Annotated in this window: 14 protein-coding genes and 1 tRNA gene; 11 read left to right on the top strand and 4 right to left on the bottom strand. The window is 32.9% G+C overall.

Annotated elements, in window-relative coordinates:
• The first annotated feature begins 54 nt into the window (after nucleotides 1–54).
• A tRNA-Val gene (locus tag ACQ0RB_RS13880) sits at nucleotides 55–129 on the top strand.
• 128 nt (nucleotides 130–257) lie between these two features.
• Nucleotides 258–1028: a response regulator transcription factor gene (locus ACQ0RB_RS13875; protein WP_262733226.1), complete on the top strand. Its 771-nt coding sequence runs from the start codon at nucleotides 258–260 to the stop codon at nucleotides 1026–1028.
• A 126-nt stretch (nucleotides 1029–1154) separates the two neighbouring features.
• On the opposite strand, the gene ACQ0RB_RS13870 is transcribed toward ACQ0RB_RS13875, so the two are convergent.
• Both ACQ0RB_RS13870 and gldJ read right to left on the bottom strand, forming a co-directional pair.
• Nucleotides 1155–2444 (bottom strand): UDP-N-acetylmuramoyl-tripeptide--D-alanyl-D-alanine ligase, encoded by a 1290-nt coding sequence (locus tag ACQ0RB_RS13870; protein ID WP_430499179.1) that lies wholly within the window; start codon nucleotides 2442–2444, stop codon nucleotides 1155–1157.
• A 67-nt stretch (nucleotides 2445–2511) separates the two neighbouring features.
• Nucleotides 2512–4182: a gliding motility lipoprotein GldJ gene (gene gldJ / locus ACQ0RB_RS13865; protein ID WP_129761494.1), complete on the bottom strand. Its 1671-nt coding sequence runs from the start codon at nucleotides 4180–4182 to the stop codon at nucleotides 2512–2514.
• 252 nt (nucleotides 4183–4434) lie between these two features.
• Between gldJ and porU the strand changes: the two genes are divergently transcribed.
• The 8 genes from porU (at nucleotide 4435) to ACQ0RB_RS13825 (ending at nucleotide 15324) form a co-directional block, all read left to right on the top strand.
• Nucleotides 4435–8307, top strand: coding sequence for a type IX secretion system sortase PorU (porU, locus tag ACQ0RB_RS13860; protein ID WP_430499176.1), 3873 nt, complete (start codon nucleotides 4435–4437; stop codon nucleotides 8305–8307).
• 65 nt (nucleotides 8308–8372) lie between these two features.
• Nucleotides 8373–9623 carry a type IX secretion system outer membrane channel protein PorV gene (gene porV, locus ACQ0RB_RS13855; RefSeq protein WP_430499174.1) on the top strand — a complete coding sequence of 417 codons (1251 nt, stop codon included), beginning with the start codon at nucleotides 8373–8375 and terminating at the stop codon, nucleotides 9621–9623.
• A gap of 96 nt (nucleotides 9624–9719) precedes the next feature.
• Complete coding sequence (gene cdd / locus ACQ0RB_RS13850; RefSeq protein ID WP_430499172.1) at nucleotides 9720–10202, top strand: cytidine deaminase; 483 nt, start codon at nucleotides 9720–9722, stop codon at nucleotides 10200–10202.
• A 122-nt stretch (nucleotides 10203–10324) separates the two neighbouring features.
• Nucleotides 10325–11323, top strand: a complete 999-nt coding sequence (gene pdhA / locus ACQ0RB_RS13845; RefSeq protein WP_430499170.1) for a pyruvate dehydrogenase (acetyl-transferring) E1 component subunit alpha — start codon at nucleotides 10325–10327, stop codon at nucleotides 11321–11323.
• 6 nt (nucleotides 11324–11329) lie between these two features.
• Complete coding sequence (locus ACQ0RB_RS13840) at nucleotides 11330–12949, top strand: pyruvate dehydrogenase complex dihydrolipoamide acetyltransferase (RefSeq protein ID WP_430499168.1); 1620 nt, start codon at nucleotides 11330–11332, stop codon at nucleotides 12947–12949.
• A 104-nt stretch (nucleotides 12950–13053) separates the two neighbouring features.
• Complete coding sequence (locus ACQ0RB_RS13835; RefSeq protein WP_430499166.1) at nucleotides 13054–14010, top strand: M28 family metallopeptidase; 957 nt, start codon at nucleotides 13054–13056, stop codon at nucleotides 14008–14010.
• Nucleotides 13997–14686 carry an SDR family NAD(P)-dependent oxidoreductase gene (locus ACQ0RB_RS13830; RefSeq protein ID WP_262733221.1) on the top strand — a complete coding sequence of 230 codons (690 nt, stop codon included), beginning with the start codon at nucleotides 13997–13999 and terminating at the stop codon, nucleotides 14684–14686. The genes ACQ0RB_RS13835 and ACQ0RB_RS13830 overlap by 14 nt, the downstream gene beginning before the upstream one ends.
• Nucleotides 14687–14688: 2 nt before the next feature.
• Nucleotides 14689–15324, top strand: coding sequence for an HAD family hydrolase (locus tag ACQ0RB_RS13825; RefSeq protein WP_430499164.1), 636 nt, complete (start codon nucleotides 14689–14691; stop codon nucleotides 15322–15324).
• Here the strand turns inward: ACQ0RB_RS13825 and ACQ0RB_RS13820 are convergent.
• On the bottom strand, nucleotides 15321–15809 hold the full coding sequence (locus ACQ0RB_RS13820; RefSeq protein WP_430499162.1) for a hypothetical protein: 489 nt from the start codon (nucleotides 15807–15809) through the stop codon (nucleotides 15321–15323). The genes ACQ0RB_RS13825 and ACQ0RB_RS13820 overlap by 4 nt on opposite strands.
• Nucleotides 15806–16696: a hypothetical protein gene (locus ACQ0RB_RS13815; RefSeq protein ID WP_430499160.1), complete on the bottom strand. Its 891-nt coding sequence runs from the start codon at nucleotides 16694–16696 to the stop codon at nucleotides 15806–15808. The genes ACQ0RB_RS13820 and ACQ0RB_RS13815 overlap by 4 nt, the downstream gene beginning before the upstream one ends.
• 132 nt (nucleotides 16697–16828) lie before the next feature.
• On the opposite strand from ACQ0RB_RS13815, the gene ACQ0RB_RS13810 reads away from it, so the two are divergent.
• Nucleotides 16829–17668 (top strand): DUF4349 domain-containing protein, encoded by an 840-nt coding sequence (locus ACQ0RB_RS13810; RefSeq protein ID WP_129761484.1) that lies wholly within the window; start codon nucleotides 16829–16831, stop codon nucleotides 17666–17668.
• The last annotated feature ends 10 nt before the right edge of the window (nucleotides 17669–17678 follow it).

The following is a 17678-nucleotide window of genomic DNA, read 5'->3' as shown; positions in this document are numbered from 1 at the left end:
AAAAAAGCTTTTGGGATATCAAAAACTAATTTATATTTGCAATCCAATTACAGAGGGCGCGTAGCTCAGTTGGTTCAGAGCACTTGGTTTACACCCAAGGGGTCAGGGGTTCGAATCCCTTCGCGCCCACAGAAATTTAACCCTAGAGAACTTCTCTGGGGTTTTTTTATACCTCAAAGTTTAGCCCTATTTACATTATCTTTCTTATTTTTATAATCCAAATAATTAACTATAACTAATCTTCTTCTTAAAGTTTTATGATATTAGGAAACATAAAAAACCTCTACAAAGATATTTTTAAGTCTTACGATAGTCCAACTTTAGAAAAACACATTGAAAAGATTGTTGAACTTGATGTTTACTTACCACATAGTTCTACGTTTTTCTGTATTACCAATACGCAGGAATTAGGATTTGAATACATTAGTAAGAATATGTTTTCTTGTTTGCATATTGACCCTTTAAAACTGAAACAAGAAGCTATGCGTTATTATTGGAGTAGAATACATCCAGAAGACGTTGAATATTGGTTACAAGCTTTAAATGCATTAATGGAGTACACTCTTGATGAAATTTCAGAAGATGAAAGACATAAAATGAGTTACACCTGGAATTATAGGTTTAAAAACGGAAGAGATGAGTATGTAAACATTATTCAAAATACTACACCTTTGGAGTTTGATTCATTTAAGAAGCCTATAATAGGTTTGGCTCATTATACTGTTGTAGATTCAAGAGTAAAACTTGGTGTGACAGCTACGGCTAAATATTTAAATGAAAATGATGAGTACGAAACCAAGTATTTCAATAACTTTTCTCAGAAACTATTAACTAACGATATTACAAATAGAGAGCGTGATATTATACGTTTATTAGTTTTGAATTACTCTAGCAAGGAAATTGGAATAAAACTAAATATAAGCCCTAATACTGTAGATACACATAGGCGGAACATCCTAAAAAAACTCAATATTACGTCAACAGGAGAACTTATTGGGATGTTAAAAATGAATAAAACCCTATTTTAATTAAAAACTACTCAAATTGAGTATTGTATACGTTTGAAAAAAATAAGAATTTTACATTGCTATTAGTTAATTACAAAGGGAAAAATAGTGTCTATAATATTTATATAATATCAATAGGCACTTTTTTTATTTTATTAAGTCTAATATTCGCTCTAAAGCCATACCTCTAGATCCTTTTATAAGCATGAGCTTATCTTTAAAAGTTAGAGTATCAAAGTGGGTAGCTAAATCATTAAAATTTCTGAACTTTTTTATAAACCCATCATTGTTTTTTAATTGTGTGCTGTAAAAATTCTCGCCAATTAAATATGTGTTAGCATTGAAATTATCCTCAATGAAGTTTACAATGTTTTGATGTTCATTATGCGCAGTTGACCCTAACTCAAACATATCTCCTAAAAACAATACTTTGTTATCTCTCTTGTATTGTAAAAAGTTCTCTAAAGCAGCCATCATACTTGTTGGGTTTGCATTGTAAGCGTCTAAGATAATTTCGTTTGAACCAACATTGATTACTTGAGATCTGTTGTTTTTAGGGAAATAATTTTCAATAGCTTTCTTAATGTTTTTGTTATCAATTTTGAAGTAAATTCCAATAGCAATTGCATAGGCAATATTACTGAAGTTATATTTCCCTGTTAAGTTGCTAGCAATTCTTGTGTCTTTTAATTTTACTTCAACATTAGGTTGAGCACCTACAAATTCAATTTTTAGAATATCGCTTGTAGTTCCAAACTTTATGGTGTTGGTATAACTCCCTATTTGGTTCACTTGTTTTACATCATCTTCATTCACAAAAATTGTTTTGTTGTGCTGTTTTAAATGATCATACAATTCAGATTTTGCCTTAACAACACCTTCAATACTTCCAAAACCTTCAAGATGAGCTTTACCAAAGTTAGTGATAAGCCCATAATCAGGTAATGCTATACTGCTTAAAAAAGTTATTTCTTTAGGATGATTAGCTCCCATTTCAACAATGCCAATTTCAGTTTGATTATTCATTGACAGTAATGTTAGAGGAACACCTATATGGTTATTTAAATTTCCTAATGTGGCTGTAGTGTTATATTGCTGACTTAAAACAGTATTAATAAGCTCTTTTGTGGTTGTTTTTCCGTTGCTGCCAGTTAATGCAATAATTGGGATGCCTAGTTGGGTTCTGTGATATGTTGCGAGTTCTTGTAGTGTTTTTAATACATCATCTACAAGAATGATATTATCATTTATAGCATATTTTTTTTCGTCTACTATAGCATATTTTGAGCCTTGTTCAATAGCCTCAAATGCAAACGTGTTGCCATTAAAATTTTCACCTTTTAAGGAGAAAAACATTGAGTTTTTTGTGATTTTTCGAGTATCAGTAGTGACTGATTTACACTCAAGAAAGCAATTGTAAATTTGTGTGATATTCATAAATTAAATGTAATAAAAAAGTCCTAACATTACTGCTAGGACTTTGTATTTTTAAATTAATCTAGAATTAATTTTTAGTCTTGTTTTTTCCTTTAGATTTTGAACCTACTCTAGACATAGCACATCTAAAACCGATGTAATCTGTTGCCATATCTTGAGGGAAGAATCTACGTTGAGCTGGATCTAACCAGTAGTCTCTATCTTTCCAAGAACCACCTTTGTATACTCTTACTTTATCATTGATTAAAGAGGTTCTGTCGTTTGACTTGTCGTACTCTTTAATTAAGTTACCTGAAGAGTCTCTCTCGATATTATGTTTTGGAGAGTTATACATTTTTCTAGTATTAGCAGTTTCTTCTTCGTCAAAACTTTCGTTGTAGTAGCGAGAAGATCTAGCATCACCATCTCTGTAGTTTCTGTTGTCACTAGTATCAAAATTTGTTCTTAAGTAAGTTTCGTTTTCGTCAACTGGAACTTGTAAAATTTCACCAGGTAAGTTTCTTGCAACAAGTTTACCATTACTTAAAGTATCATATACTACTTCTTCAGGAGTTACAATTTTAACTGTACCATCATCATTAATTGCGTTTTTAGTATAAACGTTACCACGATAGTAGTTAAAGTCATTAAATTCATCATCAACAATTGGTCTGTATACGTCGGCAACCCATTCTGCAACGTTACCAGCCATATCATATAAACCATAATCATTAGCTTCGTAAGACATCACTTGCGCAGTGATATCAGCACCATCGTCAGACCATCCAGCAATTCCACCGTAGTCACCTTTTCCTTGCTTAAAGTTAGCTAATTGATCACCTCTAGACTTTCTTTTTCCAGAACGTGTGTATTGACCATTCCAAGGGTATTTTTTTCTACCTCTATAAGTGTTGTAGTTTCTTAATTCACTCATCCCAAGAGCGGCATATTCCCACTCTGCTTCAGATGGTAAGCGGTATTTTGGAGAAATTACTCCAGTTTCTCTACTAGCGTAAACATTTATTTCGTTACCCTCAGCATCTGTTCTAGCTTTTCTTTTACCTCCCTTAAGTACTTCTTCGTTACCTCCAAAAGTTTCAGTTGGAGCAGTAATATAAGTGTCAGTGTTAAAGTTGCTATCAGCAGATGTATCAGTTAAGTGAGAATCTCTTTTTAAATAACCAGCATCTTGTAAGTACATTTCGTTTACTCTATCTGTTCTCCAGTTAGCAAATTCAACGGCTTGAATCCAACTAACACCTACAACAGGGTATTCAGCATAACCAGGATGACGTAAATAGTTTTCAGTCATCATTTCAGCATATCCAAGACGGTTTCTCCAAACTAATGTGTCAGGAAGAGCTCCATCATAAATAAGTCTAAAGTTAGGATCGTCTGGTGGGTAAACTCTTTTAATCCAATCAAGATACTCTAAGTACATCATGTTGGTTACCTCAGTTTCATCCATGTAAAAAGATTGTACATGTTGTTGGTTTGGGCTATTATTCCAATCATGCATAACATCATCTTGTACTTTACCCATGGTAAATGTACCTCCTTCTATAAAAACTAATCCAGGAGCAGTTTCTTGTTCTTTAAAGTTAGTATTGTACTGAAAACCTCCATTTTTGTCGTTGATGTTCCAGCCAGTGGCTCTAGAACTATTCTTTGACGAAGAAGATTTCTTACAACTAAACATGGCTAAAGATAGCATTAGGGCTAAAATTATCCGTAGGTTAAATACATTTTTCATATACATACTTTTAAGTAAGCTAGTTTATTTTAGTGACGCAATATAGTAATTAAAGAAAAAATAACAACGTTTTTTTGTAATTTATATTAAAAAAAAAGTGCATTTCATCCTTTTTTTTGTACACGATATCGGATTTTTGCTCTTTTTATCGATGTAATTTGTTACCAATTAACGAACAAATAAATTAAATATTGTTGTAATTTTGAATAAAAAATTGAAAAGCTATAATAACATATCTGTACTAACGTTTATTATACTATGAAAAAACACTTACTCTTACTTTTTGTATTACTGCCTTTTATAGGGTTTTCTCAACAAAAAACATTTCAAATTAATTGGGAAGGAGAAAAAACATTAAGAGCTGATTCTTCAATAGTTACTGTTCCATATTTTAATAAGGACAACTTTAATTTTAGTAATACTGATGGGTTGAAGTTTTTTGCACATTGGAAAACCAACAACTATATCAATGAAAGCTCTGTTCAATTAGCTAATGTTTCATACTCAACTATTAGTTCAACAGATTTAAAAGGAGTTCCAGTTAATACCATTTCTAATTCACCTGAATTAAAACTATCAAATGCAATAGCAAGAGATGATGTGTCTGCTTATTTAGAGTTGAAACCTATTGTTAAACAAAATGGAGTGTATAAAAAAATTACTTCATTTACTGTAAGCTACAGCACAACTAATAGTTCTAGTGCTTTAGGAAGATCTTCTAGCTCTATGTTGCAAACAAATGCAGTTACAAACTCTGTATTGGCTTCTGGGAGTTGGTATAGGTTTTATGTAGATACTACAGGTGTTTTTAGACTAACTAAAAGTTTTTTAAATCAGTTAGGTGTTAATACAAACTCGGTGGATCCTAGAAATATTAAAGTCTATGGAAATGGAGGCGCAATGTTGCCTAAAGAAAACTCAGTTTTTTATCCAATTGACTTAACCGAGAATGCTATTAAGTTTGTTGGTGAAGAAGATGGTGATTTTGATAATGACGATTATATATTGTTTTATGCAGAAGGACCAAGAGGCTATAATGAAGAGAGTAATACCAATATAAACGCATATACAGATAAATCTTACTACTACATTAATATTAGTAGTGGAATGGGAAAAAGAATCCAGGAAGCTACTCAGCCAAACGATGATGCTGATTTTGAAGTAAACACATTTCAGGATTATCAATTTCATGAAATAGACCAATATAATTTGGTGAAAGTAGGTAGGCGTTGGTTTGGAGATAGGTTTGATATAGAAAATGAAAAAGAATTTACTTTTACATTTCCAAACTTAGTGACTTCTGAACCTGCTAGAGTGAAGGTTTATGCTGCTGCAGTTTCTGAAACTGGCACGTCAATGGAAGTAAAGCTTAATGGAAACACAATTTCAAATTTTAATTTTGCGGCAATTGATAATCCTACTCTAGCTTCTGGAGGATTTTTTAATGGTAATTTAATGCTCACTTCTCCTGATGTTGTATTTAACTTAAAGTATAATAACAATAATAACCCTGCTTCTTTAGGGTATTTAGATTATATTTCTGTAGAAGCTACCAGAGAGTTGAGTTTTGAAGCGGGTCAGTTTACTTTTAAAAATGCTAATGTGGCAACCTCTTCTGGAATAGTTCAATACAATTTGGCTAATGCAGCTAACGTTTCAGAAGTATGGGATATAACTGATAAGTATAATGTAGTAGGCTATACAAATTCTGATCAAAGTTCAAACTTTAGTTTTAAAACTACAGCAGGTACTTCAAAAATATATTTGGCAGTTACGCCTTCAGATTATTTTCAGCCACTAAGAGAAAGTGTTACTACAATTGCTAATCAAAATATAAAAGGAACAATATTTAATAATAGTTCAGGAGAGTTTAAAGATATAGACTATTTAATAATTTCACCAAACGCACTAGCGTCTCAAGCTGAAAGACTAGCGCAAATCAATAGAGATCAATATGGGTTGACTGTTAAAGTTGTGACTTTAAATGAAATTTATAATGAGTTTAGTTCAGGTAATGTTGATATTACTGCAATAAGAAATCTTGTAAGGTATGTATATCATAATGCAAGTGCTCCAGATAAGAGACTTAAGTATTTATGCTTGTTTGGTGATGCATCTTATGATCATAAAGAACGTATAGCTCCAAAAACCGATGTAGTACCATCATGGCATTCTTATGCTAGTTTTAGTTTAACAGATTCTTTTGTGTCTGATGATTACTACGGGTTGATGGACGAAAATGAAGGTAATATGGCTACCAATAACTTATTAGACATTGCAGTTGGAAGAATTTTGGCTCAAGATTTACAAAGTGCGACTGAGTTGGTAGATAAAATTGATTCTTATCATAAAACTGCATCTTTTGGTAGTTGGAGAAATAATTACATCTTTATTTCAGATGATGTTGATGAAGCTTGGGAAAGAACTTTACAAGAAACAACTGATGAGATAGCAGATTTAATTACTGAAGAGAAACCATTTATTAATACTATAAAAATCCATTCAGATTCTTATCAACAAGAGTCTAGTTCAAGTGGCGATAGTAATCCTTCGGTAAATAGAGCTATAAGAGATGCAATAGATGTAGGAGCTTTAGTTGTAAATTACTTTGGACATGGAGGAGAGGATGGTATTTCTAGTGAAAGAATTTTTGATAAAAATGACTCGCAAGAAGTAAATAACACCTGTAAATATAATTGTTTTGTTACTGTAACATGTGAGTATACAAGGTTTGACGATCCTTTAAGACCAACAGCTGGAGAGTACACTTACTGGAATAAAGAAGGAGGAGCTATAGGATTAATAACTACAACTAGACAAATTTTTGTCAGTGTAGGTGTGTCATTCAATATAAAGTTAACAGAAAAGATGTTTGCTTTTGGTTCTAATGAATACCCTACTATTGCAGAAGCCTTGAGATTGACAAAAACGGATCCTACAATTTCAGGTATATCACAAAAACGATTGGTGTTTTATATTGGAGATCCAGCAATGAAGTTAGCGTTACCTAAACCAGATATTAGATTAACAGCAGTTAACGATGTTTCAATTGATCAAGAAACAGACGTTTTAAAAGCGTTGGATAAAGTTAAATTATCAGGAGAAGTAGTTGATGAATCAGGTAACCTTATTCCAAATTATAATGGTGTATTAACAGCAACAGTTTTTGATAAAAATATAGAAAGACAAACATTAGGAAATGATGGTACTACTGAAAACGGTCAACTCATTATCATGGATTTTGAAACATTAGGAGAAATTATTTTTAAAGGACAAGCAACAGTAGAAAACGGTCAGTTTGACTTTGAGTTTGTGGTGCCTAGAGATATTAGTATTCCTGTAGGTAACGGTAAGGTTAGTTTTTATGCTCAAACTGAAAATCCTGCACAAGACCAAACAGGAGCAAGTTTTGATATTCAAGTTGGAGGTATTAACGAAAATGCAGAAGAAGATAATATTGGACCAGTTATAAACCTTTATATGAATGATGAAAACTTTGTTTCAGGTGGTATAACTAACGAAGCTCCAACACTTTTGGCAAAACTTCAAGATGATAATGGTATTAATACATCTAGTGGAGTAGGACATGATATTGTTGCTATTATTGATGGAGATGAAGCAAACCCTTATATTTTAAACGATTATTATCAAGCTAACGTTGATGATTACCAAAATGGAGAGGTGACTTATCCATTTAGAGATTTAGAACCAGGTTTGCATACATTAACCTTAAAAGCTTGGGATGTTTACAACAATTCATCAACTTCTGAAATACAGTTTGTAGTACATGATAAAGATGAAAAACTAGTTATTACTAATGTACTTAACTATCCAAATCCCTTTGTAAACTACACTGAATTTTGGTTCAATCACAATAGTTCAGATAATTTAGACGTTTCTATACAGATATTTACGGTTTCAGGGAAACTGGTAAGAACTTTAAACGGTCAAACCAATTCCGAAGGATGCTGTAATAATGGAACATCTTCGTTGTCAAGAAGCATTGTTTGGGATGGAAGAGACGACTTTGGGGATAAAATAGGAAAAGGGGTTTATATTTATAAGCTAAAAGTGCGATCAAACCAATTAAACAAACAGGTAGAAAAAATTCAAAAACTTGTAATACTATAATAAAGATTTATATTTGCTAAATATTTTAGTGGTTTATAATCACTAAGTTGAATACTTAATAACACATGAAAAAATACACAATTGCCCTAATTACTTTATTAGCTTTTAATATTTCAAATGGACAGGAAACTGTTGTTATACCAGATAATGATTCAAGAGTAATTACAACTGGTGTTCCTTTTTTACTTATAGCATCTGATGCTCGTGCAGCAGGTATGGGAGATATGGGAGTAGCAACATCAGCCGATGCGTATTCGCAACAATGGAATCCAGCAAAATATGCATTTTCTGAAACCAAATCAGGTATTGGAGTAAGTTATACGCCTTATTTAAGTAAACTTGTAAATGACATCTTTTTAGGGAATATTACGTATTTCAACCGAATTAACGAAGGAAGTGCTTTCGCAGCAAGTTTTAAATACTTTAGCCTTGGTGAAATTGAAATTGTGCAAGATGAATTTTCTGAAGCTTTAATAGAAAAACCAAACGAACTTACTTTAGATGTGTCTTACTCTTTACGCTTAGCAGATCAGTTTTCAATGGCAGTGGCTTTAAGATATTTGCGTTCAGATTTAAGAATTCAAGCTGTTGATGCTAATGCAAGTGCTGCAAGCTCAATAGGAGTTGATATTGCAGGATATTATCAAAGTGAAGAAGAAGCATATAACGATTTTAACGGTCGTTGGAGAGCAGGATTTGCAATTCAAAATCTTGGTCCAAAAATTAAATATGACGATGCTGGAAGAGAAAATTTTATTCCTACTAATTTAAAGCTTGGTGGTGGGTTTGATTTTATTTTTGATGACTATAATAAGCTTTCTGTTACTGCTGAGGTTAATAAATTATTAGTGCCAACACCTCCAATGACTGGTAGAGAATATGAATATGACGATGTGAACGGAAATGGACAATACGATGAAGATGAAGATGAATTGGTCGGTTTTCCAAATAATCCAGTGAATAGCAATGTTATAATCTCAGGTCAATCTAACGACGTAAGTTTTGTAAAAGGTATTTTTCAATCTTTTAGTGATGCACCAGGAGGATTTAGCGAAGAGTTAAAAGAGTTTACTTGGGCTTTAGGAGCTGAGTATAAATACCAAGACTCATTTGCGTTTAGAGCAGGTTACTTTAATGAAAGCGAAGATAAAGGAGCAAGAAAGTTTTTTGCTTTAGGAGCAGGATTTAAATACTCTGCAATAGATATTGACATGTCATATCTGTTTTCAGCATCAAAAGTACAAAGTCCGTTAGAAAACACGTTGCGTTTCTCATTAACGTTTAACTTTGGAGATGGTGAATATGATGAATATTAGACATTCATTTTTAATAAACAAACTAAAAACTATTGTTAACAGCAATAGTTTTTTTGTCTAAAATAGTTTTATACCTTTATTAAGTAAAATATAAAAGTGAAAGAAGTAAAGATAGAATCCGTTTTGACGGTTTACGATAATATAGAAGAGCTTTCCAAAGATGTGATAAGCTTAATGGAAAAAGCTATGGAAGCACGACAAAATGCTTACGCTCCTTATTCAAAGTTCAATGTTGGTGCTGCTTTACTTCTAGATAATGGAGAAGTTGTTACAGGCAGTAACCAAGAAAACGCATCTTATCCTTCTGGGCTTTGTGCAGAGCGAACAGCCATTTATTATGCAGGCGCAAAATATCCCAAAGCTAAAATTGTTCAAATGGCAATAATAGCAGGTTCTACAATAAAACAAACAATGTCTCCAATTCCGCCTTGTGGTGCGTGTAGACAGGCAATAGCTGAGTATGAAGTAAAACAAGACTCACCTATTGAAATCTATTTTATGGGAGAGACAGGAAAGGTTGTAAAGTCAAATTCATTGGCAAATCTTCTGCCTTTAGTTTTTGATAAATCATTTCTATAACGTTTTCGGTAAAAATTTACGAATTACTGTTTTTTCATTAATATGTAAAGTGTTACTTTTGTTATTCGCTTGTGTCAATTTTATTAGGACACGCATTGTTTTTCTTTTATAAATTAAGTTAAATGCAAAAAGTAACAAAAGAAGTTTACCTTAAATGGTATGAAGACATGTTATTCTGGAGAAAGTTTGAAGACAAACTAGCTGCAGTTTATATCCAACAAAAAGTAAGAGGATTTCTTCACTTGTACAATGGTCAAGAAGCTGTGTTAGCAGGAGCGCTACATGCTATGGATTTGACTAAAGATAAAATGATAACTGCATATCGTAACCACGTACAACCAATTGGTATGGGTGTAGACCCAAAACGTGTTATGGCAGAATTATATGGTAAAGCAACAGGTACTTCTCAAGGTCTTGGTGGTTCTATGCATATTTTTTCTAAAGAACACCGTTTTTATGGTGGTCATGGTATTGTAGGTGGTCAAATTCCTCTAGGAGCTGGTATTGCATTTGGTGATAAATATCATGGTAGCGATGCTGTAACGCTTTGTTGCTTTGGTGATGGTGCTGCAAGACAAGGTTCACTTCACGAAACGTTCAACTTGGCAATGTTATGGAAATTACCAGTAGTATTTGTTTGTGAAAACAACGGTTATGCTATGGGAACATCTGTAGAGCGTACTGCAAACCATACAGATATCTGGAAACTAGGTTTAGGGTATGAAATGCCTTGCGGACCTGTAGATGGTATGAATCCTGTAAAAGTTGCTGAAGCCTTTGATGAAGCAATTCAAAGAGCTAGACGTGGTGACGGACCAACATTTTTAGAATTAAAAACATACCGTTACAGAGGACACTCAATGTCTGATGCACAACACTACAGAACAAAAGAAGAAGTTGAAGAGTACAAGAAAATAGACCCTATTACACAAGTAAAAGACATTATCTTGGAAAACAAATATGCAACTGAAGCTGATATAAAAGTTATTGACAAGCGCGTAAAAGATTTAGTAAGCGAATGCGAAAAATTTGCTGAAGAATCTCCATTCCCAGAAAAGAATGTTATGTACGATGCGGTTTACGAGCAACAAGATTATCCATTTATACAACACAAACTATAATAAGATATGGCAGAAGTAATAAACATGCCTCGTTTGAGCGACACTATGGAAGAAGGTACTGTCGCAACTTGGTTGAAAAAAGTTGGTGATAAAGTAGAAGAAGGAGATATCCTAGCCGAAATAGAAACAGACAAAGCAACTATGGAGTTTGAGTCTTTCTATGAAGGTACACTATTACATATAGGTGTTCAAGAAGGTGAAACTACAAAAGTAGATGAGCTTTTAGCTATTATAGGAGAAGAAGGAGAAGATATTTCTGGTTTATTAAATGGAAGTGCTACTCAAGATTCAAAAGAAGAAGAGGCACCAAAAGAAGAAAAAGAAGAAGCAACTAACGAGCCAGCAACAGAAACTGTAGATATTCCTGAAGGTGTTACAGTGGTAACAATGCCACGTTTAAGTGATACTATGGAAGAAGGAACTGTTGCAACATGGTTGAAAAAAGTTGGCGATGAGGTTGAAGAAGGTGATATTTTAGCCGAAATTGAAACAGATAAAGCTACTATGGAGTTTGAGTCTTTTCAATCAGGTACATTATTACACGTAGGATTACTAGAAGGAGAATCTGCAAAAGTAGATGCACTTTTAGCTATTTTAGGTCCTAAAGGAACTGATGTTGAAAATATTGCAAAGAATTTCAAAGCATCATCAGGAGAAAAAGCAGAAGCTCCAAAAGAGGAAGCACCAAAAGCAGCCTCTAAACCAGAGCCAAAAGCTGAAGCTCCTAAAAAAGAAACGCCTAAAGTTTCTGCTCCAGCATCAACATCATCTTCAGATAGAGTATTTGTATCGCCATTAGCTAAAAAAATGGCTGATGAAAAAGGTATCAACTTATCTCAAGTAACAGGTTCAGGTGAGAATGGTCGTATTATAAAACGCGATATAGAAAACTTCACACCAGGAACATCTGCGGCTGCAGTAGGTAAATTTGTACCAACAGGTCAAGAAGATTTTGAAGAAGTAAACAATTCGCAAATGCGTAAAGTGATTGCAAAACGTTTAGCAGAATCTAAATTTACAGCACCTCATTATTACTTAAATGTAGAGTTTGATATGGAAAATGCTATAGCTTTCCGTGCGCAGTTTAACTCTATTCCAGATACTAAAATATCATACAATGATATGATTGTTAAAGCATGTGCTTTAGCGTTAAAACAACATCCGCAAGTAAACTCACAGTGGTTTGCAGATAAAATGCGTTTAAATCATCATGTGCATATTGGTGTAGCAGTTGCAGTTCCTGACGGATTGGTAGTTCCTGTAGTGCGTTTTGCTAATGAGCAATCATTACCGCAAATAGGTGCTGAGGTTAAAGAACTTGCAGGTAAAGCTAGAAACAAGAAACTAACGCCTCAAGAAATGGAAGGTAGTACGTTTACTGTATCTAATTTAGGAATGTTTGGTATTGATAGTTTTACATCTATCATCAACCAGCCTAACTCTGCAATTCTTTCTGTAGGAAATATTGTTGAAAAACCTGTAGTTAAAAATGGTCAAATAGTAGTAGGACATACCATGAAGTTATGTTTAGCTTGTGACCATAGAACTGTAGATGGAGCAACTGGAGCACAATTCCTTCAAACATTAAAAGGATATATTGAAAACCCAGTTACAATGTTAGTATAGAAACTTCTGCATAAGCAGAACATACATTATAATATAATCCTGATTTGATTTTTTCCAATCAGGATTTTTTTATCTTTAAGCTTTAATACAATCAATCAAAAATTATGAAAAAACTATTAGCACTTATCATTGTTGTTTTAGCGTTTAGCTGTAAAAATGAACCTAAAGTAGAAGTAGGACCTAAAATTACTATTACAAGTGATGAGTTAAAAGAAGCTGTGACTTATTTATCTTCAGATGAACTATTAGGTCGAGATACTGGTACGCAAGGTATAGATGATGCAGCAACATATATTGAAAAACAATTTGAAAGCTATGGCGTAAAACCTTATTTTGAAACTTTTAGGGATAATTTTAAGCTTGATAGTTTAGATGCTTTTAATGTGGTTGGAGTTATTGAAGGTGTGGATGAAACGTTAAAAAATGAATATATTGTTATAGGTGCTCATTATGATCACATAGGTTATGGAAAACCTGTTGAAAATGACTCAATTGCTAATGGAGCTAATGACAATGCTACTGGAACAGCTGGTGTAGTGGCAATGGCTAAATATTTTGCAACTAGAAAAAACAATAAGCGTAGCATTTTATTTGCACTTTTTACTGCTGAAGAAAGAGGCCTTTTAGGTTCAAAGCATCTTGCTCAACGTTTAAAGAGTGATAGCTTAAATGTATATACAATGGTTAATCTTGAAATGATAGGTGTGCCTTTTAAGGATAGAGATTATCAAGCGTTTTTAACAGGCTATGAGTTGTCCAATATGGCTGAGAAAATGAATGCTTACGCAGGAAGTAAACTGATAGGTTTTTCTGAAGTTTCTAAAAAGTACAGACTTTTTATGCGTTCAGATAATTACCCGTTTTACAATCAGTTTAAGGCACCTTGTCAAACATTGTCAAGCTGTGATTTAACTAATTTTGATTTTTATCATCATGTTGATGATGAAATTGAACTTATGGACTTTAATTTTATGGCAAATCTTATCAACTCTACAATTCCTGTTATTGAAACTATGAGTAATACGCCAACTAAAGAGATTGTAATGCATGAAGCAGAGTAAAAATATTATTATTACAGGAACTAGTAGAGGTATTGGTTTTGAGCTGGTTCATCTTTTTGCTAATCAAGGACACAATGTGTTGGCACTATCAAGAAATGCACAACCAGTAAATAACCTTCATTTTGATAATATTACATCCTTTTCTTTTGATTTATGTAATGATGATGATTATCAAAAAGTAGAACAATTCATAAAAAATGAATGGAACCATGTTGATATTCTAATCAACAACGCTGGAGCATTGCTTAACAAGCCTTTTTCAGAAACTACAATGGGTGATTTTGAGCATGTTTATAAAACTAATGTTTTTGGTGTAGCTGAAATGACTAGAGTGGTTCTACCATTTATGAAAAGCGATGGACATGTTGTAACCATAAGCTCTATGGGAGGGATTCAAGGAAGTATGAAATTTCCAGGACTAGCTGCTTATAGTTCTAGCAAAGGAGCAGTTATTACATTAACCGAATTGTTGGCTGAAGAATACAAAAATTCTGGTCCGCAATTCAACGTGTTAGCTTTAGGAGCAGTACAAACCGAAATGCTTGCCGAAGCTTTTCCAGGTTATGAGGCTCCAACTACAGCATTGCAAATGGCTGAGTATATTGCAGACTTTTCGCTTAACGGAAATAAATATTATAACGGAAAAGCATTGCAAGTATCTAATTCTACTCCTTAGTGATGTCTAAATACAAGTGTATTATTTTTGACTGTGATGGTGTGTTAGTCGATAGCGAGCCAATTGGTAATCAGGTGTTGGTTGATATGGCTAATAGTTATGGAGCTGATATAGATTTAGATTATGCGTTTAAGCATTTTAAAGGAGGTTCAATATATACTTGTAGAGATAAAATTCAAGAGTTAGTAAATCAACCACTATCTCAAGATTTTATAGCAGAATATAGAAGACGAAGTTACAATGCGTTTAAAGAACAAATTCAATCTGTAGAAGGTGTGAAAGAGGTGATTAAGTCATTGTCTATTCCTTTTTGTGTAGCTTCAAGTGGACCAACTGAAAAAATACGCCTTAACCTAGAACTTACTGGTTTGCTGCCTTACTTTGAAGACAACATCTTTAGTTGTTACACTATCGAAAAGTGGAAGCCAGAACCAGATGTGTTTATTTGGGCTGCAAAAACTATGGGTTTTAAACCTGAAGACTGCGTAGTGATTGAAGATAGCTTAACAGGAATACAAGCTGCTAAAGCAGGTGGTTTTGATGTTTTTGGATTTACTGCTCATGATTACAATAACGAATTAGAAGCAGAAGCAACTACGACCTTTAATTCAATGGAAAAACTATTGGAATTAATCTAATTGTTTTTTTCGAACTTTACTTTTGTAGTCATTAGCTCAGCGTTGTCAATAGTTATTTTTTCTGAACGTATAATTGCAGTTATTGAGTCTTTTTGTGAGCCTCTATCAGTAATAATATCAAAAGCAAGGTGTAGTTTAGAAACAGAATCAGAAAGTGTTTCGGTATTCACTTTAGTTACGTTTTCAATATGTACTTGTCTTGTAGTGTTGGGTAAGCTAACAGCGTTGTTAGAAAGGTTTTCAATTTGTTTAGTGATGTCCACTTCAAATTCAGGATGATGTTTTAATAGTAAAGACAAATCATAAAGCTCTTGAAGTTTTTGAGAAGCCACAGTTTGATATTCAAAGTCTTCTTGAGTGCTCAAATAATTATCAAGATCATCAATTACTGATTCAGCAGCGACATTGTTCTCATTAAAAGTTTTTGTTTCATTAGCGCATGAAACAAAAAGTAATACCCAAAAGCCTATTAATATCTTTTTCATTTTACAATAAATTTAAGCATTACAATTTTACCATTAACCAGTCGCTTGTCTAGAATTTCAATAGATTTTAAACTACTAGTAGGTATGGTTAATGTTCTTATAAACTTGTCCTTGGTATAAAGCTCCACACCAATATTGTTTGCAAACAATTGGTAAATTTTTGCATTGTCAGCTATTAAATTATTAAGCTGTGTTTTATGAGTAGTCCAATCTTTAATATTGCCATTGGTATAGTAGTGGAGCATTAACGCATAATCATCAGGAGCTAATTTGACAGTTTGGTTTTTGTTTGAGTCAATTGACCTTACAATGGTATCTGTTTTATGATATGGAGATTGTACAACAAAAGTGATGATTTTTTCTTTTGTGGTAAATTCAAAACACCCAAGACTATCGGTTTTAAAATGTAAAGGAGATTCTCCGTTTTGTAGAACTTTAATATCCAAAGGTATTTTTGTGATGGCTTCATTTTTAATCTCATCAACAAAACAAAAGTGAAATTCATTTTTCAAACTCTTACTATAAAAAATAAGCATAATTATAGGTAGTGCTGTAAGCCAATATATCGGCTTTTTGTTTTTCTTTTTTGTTGAACCTGAAAATACATGCGCTTCTTTAAAAGCATGCCAATTGTTAAAACCAACATACTGACTTAAGAGATTAAGCATGTCAATTCGAGGTAGTTTTTCAGGTTCGTTTTTAAAATAGGTATAAAACCATTTTTCGCTAACCTTTGCTTTTACCTTGCTAAATAAATCTTCTTGAAAGGCAACAATGTCTTCTCCTTTCCATTCTTCAATAGCATTAGGTGCACTATAATGCTGCAAAAAAGTAGTTGCAACAGTCTGTTTTAAAAGATTAAAATGATATGAATGTTCAGGATTCAAATAGTGTATGCTGCTGTTTTTCAGTGTTGTTTTTAATTGTAAAATAGTTTACAAAAGCTTTTCTAGAGCTTTACAATATATAAATGGTATTGCGCTATAGGTTTGCTATGTAAATTTTAAAAATATAAAATTATGAACGCAAATCCATTAAAATCAGTATTTAAAATTATAACTATAAGTTTATTTGTTATGCTGCTTTCAGCATGTCAAAATGAAAGTTATAAAGAAAATGTATCAGTAGCAGATACTGCTGTGTCAGAAGAGTATGAGGCAGTAACTTCAAAAACCGAACCATCAACAAGTGCAATTCCCAACAACCTAAAAATTATTAAGTCGGCAAATGCCAGATATAAGGTAAAGCATGTAAAGGTTGCAACGAAGAAAATAAAGCAAATTGCTTTAAACTTTGACGCTTATATTTCCGACTTAAGATTTCAAAACGATTTATACAGAATCGAAAACAGGTTTACTGTAAAAGTGCCTCAGCAGCATTTTGATGCTATGATGGACTCCATAAGTGCAATTGTTGAATTTATAGAGTATGAGAACATTACCACACAAGATGTTACCGAAGAGTACATTGATATTGAAACCAGATTAAAAACCAAACTAGAAGTAAAACAGAGGTATGAAACCATATTACGACAAAAAGCCAAAACAGTTGAAGAAATTTTAGCAACCGAAGAAAAGCTTCGTGTGATACAAGAAGAGATTGAAAGCGAACAAGGACGACTTAAATACTTAACCAACAAAGTAGCTTACAGTACCATACAAATAGATTTATATGAAACGGTTGATTACAAAGAAGAGCCAACGAGTTATAAAAAATCATTTTGGAGCAAAACTAAAGAAGGCTTGGTTTTTGGTTGGAATTTTATAGAAACCATTGTGTTAGGAATCATTCATATTTGGCCGTTTATTATTTTAGGTAGTTTATTATTCTTTGTAATTAAAAAAAGAATAAAAAAATAAAAAGGTAAGT

Origin of the sequence: Gaetbulibacter sp. PBL-D1 (assembly GCF_050509525.1) — a bacterium.
In the GTDB taxonomy this organism is placed as follows: Bacteria; Bacteroidota; Bacteroidia; order Flavobacteriales; family Flavobacteriaceae; genus Gaetbulibacter_B; species Gaetbulibacter_B jejuensis.
This window is presented reverse-complemented; position numbering and strand designations above follow the sequence as displayed.